We start from the raw sequence: 7,310 nt of genomic DNA, 5'->3' as shown, positions 1-7,310 counted from the left end.
GCCACCGCCGGCGCTGCTCGAACAGCTCAAGCCAGGTGGGCGCCTGATTTTGCCGGTGGGTCCTGCTGAGACGCAGCTTCTCACGGTCATCGACAAGGGCGTGGCTGGAGATATTCGTATTCACGAGCTGATCCCGGTACGGTTCAGCCGGCTCGAGACTGTCACGTGATGAAGCCCGTGCGCGTGCCGCTGAGGACACAAGGGGTGCGACACCGCGATGTGTGAAGCGACCTTATCCGGCCTATGCGGAGACCGGCCCACAGCCTCTGCACGGTCATCTCCACCCGCCGTCCCGACAACGACAGCGCCCCCGCCGGAGCGGAGTTGGTGTGGCGTCCGCGCGTCGGTCCGTCTTGACCGCCTCGCGAGTCCGCCAGAACGCGGTACCGTCCATCCAGATGCGGTGCAGTATGACGGCGATCTTGCGTGCGGCCGCGATGCAGACTCTTCTCGACACCATCCACGTGGCGCGCGAAAAACAGAACCCGGCCAGAGCTGCATGACTGAAGCTGCTGACAGTCTCGATCCGGCGACACCCACCACGCCAGATCCAATGACTGTCAGATCAAGTCCGTGCTTCTACACTTCATGCGCAACCCATCGTGCGCGCTTCGCGTCGACGCGCTGGCCTTTGCCGGCAAGGCCCAGCACAGCATCGTCTCTGCCTGGGTGGCAACCGCGTTTGCCCGGGCCGACGCGCTCGCCGCTCGCACGCAGTGGCGCCACGTGGCCGACCAGGCCCGTCCCCGTGTGCCCAAGCTGGCGACCTTCATGGACGAGGCCGAGACCGCCGTTCTGGCCTACATGGGTTCCCCGCACAGCACCGCGCCAGGATCCACTCGACGGATGCGTTGGACAAGCGACGTTCTGTATCGTGGGGCCCTCGTCTGGTGGCCTACGTTGCGGGCTTCTCCTTGCCAGCAGCGGGCACCCGCTTCCTTTTCGTTGCGGGCTTCTTGGGCCAGGCCGCAACGAACCGCGTACCCCACAGATTCGGGGGCGCCGCACGCCACTCTTGACATAAGCGCCCTCAGCCATGGCCCAGTGCGCGGGACAGCGCTGCGGCCCCCTCCTCGGCCAGCGCCAGCAGCTCCGGCACACGCGCCTTCGCCACCCGCGCCAGCGGGGCCGCGATCAGCAGTGCGGCGGCAACCTGCCCCGTCGCGTCGCGCACCGGCACGCCGACCGAGAACGCCTCCGGCGCCACTTCCCCGCAACTGATGCAATGGCCGCTAACGCGGATACGGTCGAGTGCCGCCAGCAGATCGGCCGCCTCGACCGGCGTCGTGTCGGTGTAGCGCTGGCGGGGACATGCCAGCACCACGTCCAGCACGGCGGCCGGCGCATATGCCAGCAGCACCTTGCTCGCCCCCGCATGCAGCGGGGAAGCCTGGCCGACCTCGGCATGGTAGCGAACGATGCGCTGCGTCTCCCATTTGCAGACGCAAAGGCTTTCCAACCCTTGCCGCACGCGCAGCTGCACCGTCTCCTCACAGCGCGGGCCGATGGCGTCGAGCACCCGCTGGCCGAGCTGCACGATGTCGATCTGGGCCGCGGCGTGCAGCGACAGCCGCAGCGCCCGGGGGCCCAGCCAGTAATCGGTTTCGGGCAGCCGCTGCTGCACGAAGCCGGCATTCTCGAGGGTCTGCAGCAGGCGGAAGGTGCGCGCCTTCGTGTTGCCCGACAACCGCGCCAGCTCGGACAGTCCAAGGCCCGGGGTGTCCCCGACAATGCCCAGCAGGCGCAGCGCCCGGTCCACCGCGGCGATGATGTAGTTCGGCCCGTCGTCCGCCGCCTCGTCGGCCGCTGCGGCGCTCTCCTCTCTGGGCGGTCGTGCCATCACGTTCCGGCTGGCTCCCTTCCTCCGGTGTCGGTAGCAGAAGGCGCCGGAGGAGGGAAATGACCGGGCGCGCCGATCAGGCGGCGCCTCCCCCGGCGGATCAGCCTTCCAGCGCCTCGATCGCCTGCCGCAGTGCATGCGCCAGGCGGTTGCGCGCTCGCATCGCCGAAACAGCGAGAAACGGCGCCTCCGCGGTGCCGCGCGCCGCGGCGAGGCGGCGCAGCGGTTGCAGGCTCGGCCAGGCCGGCTGCTCCAGCGCCGGGTCGGGGCGGAAGCGGTCGCCCCGGGTGTAGTCCATCGGCACCAAAGCACGGCCGGCGCGCATCAGCGCCGCATCGAGGCGCGCCAAGCCAGCCTCGCCTGCCCCGGCGGCCCGGGCCCGCAGCGCCGTTGCCGCTTGCGCCAGCACCCTGGCGCGATCGGCCAGCAGGGAAAGGTCCAGGGCGTCCCCCAGGCTCGCCTGCAGCCGCGCCAGCTCCGCCTGCAAGGCGCGGGCGTGCTCGGCATAATCGAGCGGCAGCAGCGGATCGGTCAGCAGCCGCCAGACGACATGGACGAAGATCCGCGTGTCGCGCACCAGCGTGTCGGCGTCGATCTTGTCCAGCGTATCGTCCGGCGTATGCCACCACCAGCCGAGCTTCATGTGCCCCTCGCCGGCAGCACCGGGCGGGGCGGGGTGATGGCTCAGGCTGTTGAAGATGGAGGGGATGCCGACGCCCCAGAAGCTCTCGTCGCCATTGCGGCCATGGCGCGCCCGCGCATAGGCTTGGCCGGCCTGCGCCGCCACGGCCTCGCCGGCAAGTGCCCAGAGTTCGGCAGCCGCGCCGGACTGATTGACGAGGTCCGCGCCGCGCCCGCCGGTGGAATCGGTGTTCACATGCGCCACGCAGCGCCGGTCAAGCTCATCCCAGAATGCATCGGCGTACCAGGCCGAGCCGGAATATCGGCCCTGGGAATGCCCGGACCAGAAACAGAGACGCAGGCCACGGCGCCACGCATCGCGATGCAGGGCGCAGAGGCGCGCCACCTCCACCATGGTGGCGTTCGCCGCACCGTTGTCCATCACCCCCAGGTGCCAGGTGTCGTGATGGCCGGAGAACATCACGAAAGGCGCCTCGGGCCCCGCCCCCGGGGCGTCCATCTCGGCCACCAGGATCGGCGTCTCCCGCCAGCCGGTATCGACCGCGGCGTGCAGGGTAACGGCCGGCGCCGCGCCGGCGGCGAGCCGCGCACGCAGGGCGAGCCCGGCCGCGCGCCCCACGGTCAGCGCGACGCAGCGCGGCAGATCGGCGCGACTCTGCTCATCGGGACTGCCCCACACCGGGGAGATGCACATCTCATGCAGATGCGCGTCGGGCGAGATGTGCAGCTGCGCCAGCGCGCCGGCCGCATTGGCACGCGCCGCCATGGCGGGTGTCGCCATGCCCTCGATGAGCGCGATGCAGCCGGTCAGGTCATGCGCGGCGAAATCGGCCGGCGTGCCCCCTCCCAGGTCGACCACCGGCGCGGTCAGTCCAGCGGCGGGCGTGGGCTGCGAGAAGGAATGCGTGATGCAGGGCTGCGGCTCGTTGTCGACCAGCACCGCGGCGGCGGCGGGCAGGCTGATATAGGCCGGATGGCGCAGCAGGGTGGTTCGGTAGCCCAGGCCGGCAAGCAGCCCCTCGAGGCCGCGCAGGCTGGTCAGCTCCGCCGTCGTACCGGCGAGCTTCACATGACGTGCCAGGCCCTCCAGCGTCTCGAACATGGTCGTGGCCGAGACGGCGGTGGCAAGTCCGGCGGGCGTGACAGGACGCATCGGAACCTCGTCAGAACAGCGGGTCGACGGCGAGGAGCGCCCCTGGGCCGGGGCGCCGCCACCGCACATCAAGGCGCGGGGCGGATGCCCGTGGCGAGCGTGTACTGGTCCCCGCGCGGCTGCAGTGTCAGCCCCGTGCGCATGCCCCAGGCGGCCTTGAGGTAGAACAGCGGCAGGATCGGCAGATCGCGTGTGAAGACGAGACGCGTCGCCTCCGTGAGTTTCGCCGCCCGCGCAGCCGGATCGACCGCGGCGGCCGCGCCGTCGATCAGCGCATCGAGGCTCGGGTTGCTGTAGCGGCCCAGATTCGACACGCCGCGCCCCCGCGTGCGGTCGTAGCTCTGCACCAGCGAGGTGAAGGCATTGTCCGGCAGGCCGGCGGCGCTGCCGAATATGCTCAGCGACGCGCTGAACTCCGGCTCGCCGTTGGCGCCGCTCTGGGCGCGACGGAAGAAGATCGACGACGGCAGCGCCTCAATCTTCGTGCGCACGCCGATGGCGGAGAACATCTGGCCGATCGCCTGGCAGCTTTTCGTGTCGCCGGCGAAGCGGTCGTTCAGGCAGTGCAGCGTCAGGCCGAAGCCCTGGGGATAGCCGGCTTCGGCCAGCAGCCGGCGCGCGCCGGCGGGGTCATAGGCCGGCTTGGGCAGATCGGCGACATGGCCGATAAAGCCAGGCGGCGCGAACTGGTTCGCCGCCACCGCCCCGCCCTCCATGGCCCGTTCGGCCAGGCCCGCGCGGTTGATCGCAAGGTTGAGCGCCGCCCGCACCGCGTTCTTGGCAAGCGGGTTCTCGGCCAGCGTGTTGCCGTCGAGGTCGGTGACGAAGCCCGATTGCGGCCGTTGATCGAGCGTGAGCTGAAGCAGGAACAGGGAGGTCGCTGTGACCAGGCGGGAGCGGTTGCCATCGCCGACGCGGCCATACAGGCCGGCGGGCACGGCATCGACCACATCGACATCGCCTGAGAGCAAGGCCGCCACGCGGGCGCTGTCATTGTCCATGAAGCGGAAGGTCACGCGCGACCAGGGCTCCGCACCGCCGCGATAGGCGGGATTGCGCTCCAGCGTCACCTGCTGGCCGGGCAGCCATTGTCCCCAACGATAGGGACCGGTCCCAGTTGCCGCGCGACCGCCGTTGAAATCCGGCGCCGTCGCGTCCTTCGCCGCGCGGGCCGAGACGATGCCGAAGGTGGAGAGGTTGTTGGGCAGCAGGGCAGTCGGGGTCGCGGTGTGGACCACCACCCGGTGCGGCCCGGCCGCCTCGACCGAGGCGACCTCGCGCAGATAGGCGCGATAGGTTCGGATGCCCTCGATGGTTTGGGCGCGGCGGATCGAGAACACCACGTCCTCGGCCGTGAGCGGGCTGCCATCCGTGAAGCGCGCATCCTCGCGCAGGATGAACTCCCAGCTCGTCGGCCCGATCGGCCGCCACGACAAAGCGAGGCCCGGCGTGGGCTGAAGCTGCGCATCCTGCACCACCAGCGGCTCCCACACATGCAGCTGCACGGTGCGGCTGGGGGTGTAGAGCAGATGCGGATCGGCGCTGTCGATCGCTGCCTTCATGCCGATGCGCAGTTCCTGCGCCTGCGCCTGGGCGGGCAGCGCGAGCAACGCGGCCATGACAAGACGGGTGGCAAGTTTGACCATGAGCGGCGGTTCTCCGACAGGGCTGGCCAGCACCGCGGGACGTTCCTGATCGGCTTTCGATAGAAACGAACCGACGGTTCATTTTTCCGAAGCCCTCGTAACACCTTCGCCCCGCCCCGGCAACCGGTTCCGTCAGCGGTCTCGCCGCAACACCAGACGAGGCTGCTCGGCCTCGGCGCGACAGTGTCACGTTAACTGGTCGAGATCGTTGCCCGACTGAGAACGGGGACCCGGCGCGGTTATGCTGCCGTCCGGGCGCACGTCTCCTGGTTCCAGGACAATGCCCACGCATCACATGCCGAGGCGCTGGTGCTGGGTGCCACGGCACTGGCGGACGTCGCCGCGGCGGTAGTGGCTATGCTCGATGTCCCGGGCGGCCCATCGGTCACTCGCGACCGGCGGTAACGCCGGGGGACGCCGCGTTCAGTCCACGGCCAGCGCCATGCCGTCGCGCTGCGGATCGGCGCCGCCCGAGCACACGCCATCGTCGATGCGAATGCCGTGCAGCGCGGCGAAGGCGTAGCTCTGCCAGGAGCGCGCAACGGTGTAGCCCATCGCCTCCAGCGCGTTGGTCACGTAATGCGGCACGCGGTTGGAAACGCCGATTGCGTTGGACACGGCCATCACGCGCGGCGCCGCCACCGCCTCGGCCATGGTCATGCCGAAATCGATCACGTTCATGATTCCCTGCGCCATGGCCGGCGCGATGTAGCTGCCGCCCGGCGCGCCCATGACGACGAACGGCGCCTCGCCACGAAAGACGATGGTGGGCGCGGCCGAGCTCGCCCGCCGCTTGCCCGGCGCGATCGAGGCGGCGCGGCCCGGCCGCGGATCGAAACGGCTCATCGTGCCGTTGTACATGAAGCCCAGTCCCTCGGTGATGGCGCCGGAGGGGCTGCCCAGCGTGTGCGTCAGCGCGACGGCATTGCCGTGGCGGTCCACCACCGAAATATGCGTCGTCTCCCGCTGCGAAGCGCGTTCCAGCCGGCTGACCCGCGCGCGCTCGCCGGCGCGGATGCTGTCGGCGAGGCTGCTGCAATATTCGACGGAAATCAGGTGTTCGACGGGCACGTCGACATAGGCGGGGTCGCCCATGTGGCGGTCCTTGTCGATGGTCATGCGCTTCATCGCCTCCGCCAGCAGCCGGATATGTTCCGCGCTGTTATGGCCGAGTGCCGCGAGGTCGAAATGCTGCAGCATGTGCAGGACCTGCAGCATGGACATGCCGCTGGCCGGTGGCGGGCTGGTGGAAATGCGATGGCCGCGATATTCGCCCCAGATCGGGTCGGCGACGGATAGTTCGTAGCGCGCCAGGTCCTCGCGCGCGATCAGCCCGCCATTGGCCGCAAAATCCGCCGCGATCTCCTCGGCGATTTCGCCGCGATAGAAAATATCGGCGCCGCCCGAGCGGGCGATGCGTTCCAGCGTGCGGGCCAGGTCCGGATTCAGCACAAGATCGCCCGGCCGCTTCAGGCTTCCGTCGGCGTGGAAATAGATCCGCCGCCCCGTGGCACTGAAGCGCAGCTTGTCGATGGTGTTGACCTGCTCGCTGGCGCTCTGGTCCTGCGACCAGTACCAGTGGACGTGCGGGCGCACCATGAAGCCGCGCCGCGCCTGGGCGATGGCAGGCGCCATGGCATCAGCCCAATCCATCGTGCCCCAGCGCGACAGCGCCTCGGCATAGCCCTTCAGGCTGCCGGGCGTGCAGGCGGCCAGGTAGCCGATCTCGCTGAGGCCGTCCTTCAGCAGGAAGGCGAACCCGTCCTGGGACTGGCCGGTCAGCTTGTCGGCCCACATGTCCGGCCGGGCGGCAAGCGGCGCGCGGGCGTAGAACTCGAGGATGCGATGCTCGCCGCGGGAGGGCACGAACACCTGCATCGAGCCGAAGCCGCCAATGCCGGACATTTGCGGGTCCACCACGCCCTGCACGAAGGCGGCGGCGATGGCCGCGTCCACCGCGTTGCCGCCGCGCTTCAGCACCAGCGCCCCGGCCTCCGCCGCCTCGGGCTGCGGCGCCACGATCATGCCG

General features: G+C 69.8%; 5 protein-coding genes and 1 pseudogene. 2 read left to right on the top strand and 4 right to left on the bottom strand.

Annotated elements, in window-relative coordinates; all coding sequences use genetic code 11:
• Nucleotides 1-13: 13 nt before the first annotated feature.
• Nucleotides 14-169: a hypothetical protein gene (locus tag OL599_RS26080; RefSeq protein ID WP_347403225.1), complete on the top strand. Its 156-nt coding sequence runs from the start codon at nt 14-16 to the stop codon at nt 167-169.
• A 410-nt stretch (nt 170-579) separates the two neighbouring features.
• Nucleotides 580-860 (top strand): annotated as a pseudogene (locus OL599_RS22365) (transposase); the annotation flags it as partial.
• A 170-nt stretch (nt 861-1,030) separates the two neighbouring features.
• Here the strand turns inward: OL599_RS22365 and OL599_RS22360 are convergent.
• The 4 genes from OL599_RS22360 to ggt all read right to left on the bottom strand — a co-directional run bounded on the left by OL599_RS22360 (nt 1,031) and on the right by ggt (nt 7,306).
• On the bottom strand, nt 1,031-1,840 hold the full coding sequence (locus OL599_RS22360) for an IclR family transcriptional regulator (RefSeq protein ID WP_264716245.1): 810 nt from the start codon (nt 1,838-1,840) through the stop codon (nt 1,031-1,033).
• A gap of 100 nt (nt 1,841-1,940) precedes the next feature.
• On the bottom strand, nt 1,941-3,635 hold the full coding sequence (locus tag OL599_RS22355) for a M28 family peptidase (protein ID WP_264716244.1): 1,695 nt from the start codon (nt 3,633-3,635) through the stop codon (nt 1,941-1,943).
• Nucleotides 3,636-3,703: 68 nt separating this feature from the next.
• Nucleotides 3,704-5,254, bottom strand: a complete 1,551-nt coding sequence (locus OL599_RS22350) for an ABC transporter substrate-binding protein (protein ID WP_264716243.1) — start codon at nt 5,252-5,254, stop codon at nt 3,704-3,706.
• Nucleotides 5,255-5,704: 450 nt separating this feature from the next.
• Nucleotides 5,705-7,306, bottom strand: a complete 1,602-nt coding sequence (gene ggt, locus OL599_RS22345; protein ID WP_264716248.1) for a gamma-glutamyltransferase — start codon at nt 7,304-7,306, stop codon at nt 5,705-5,707.
• Between the last annotated feature and the right edge of the window lie 4 nt (nt 7,307-7,310).

This window comes from Limobrevibacterium gyesilva, from assembly GCF_025989185.1.
In the GTDB taxonomy this organism is placed as follows: Bacteria; Pseudomonadota; Alphaproteobacteria; order Acetobacterales; family Acetobacteraceae; genus Limobrevibacterium; species Limobrevibacterium gyesilva.
This window is presented reverse-complemented; position numbering and strand designations above follow the sequence as displayed.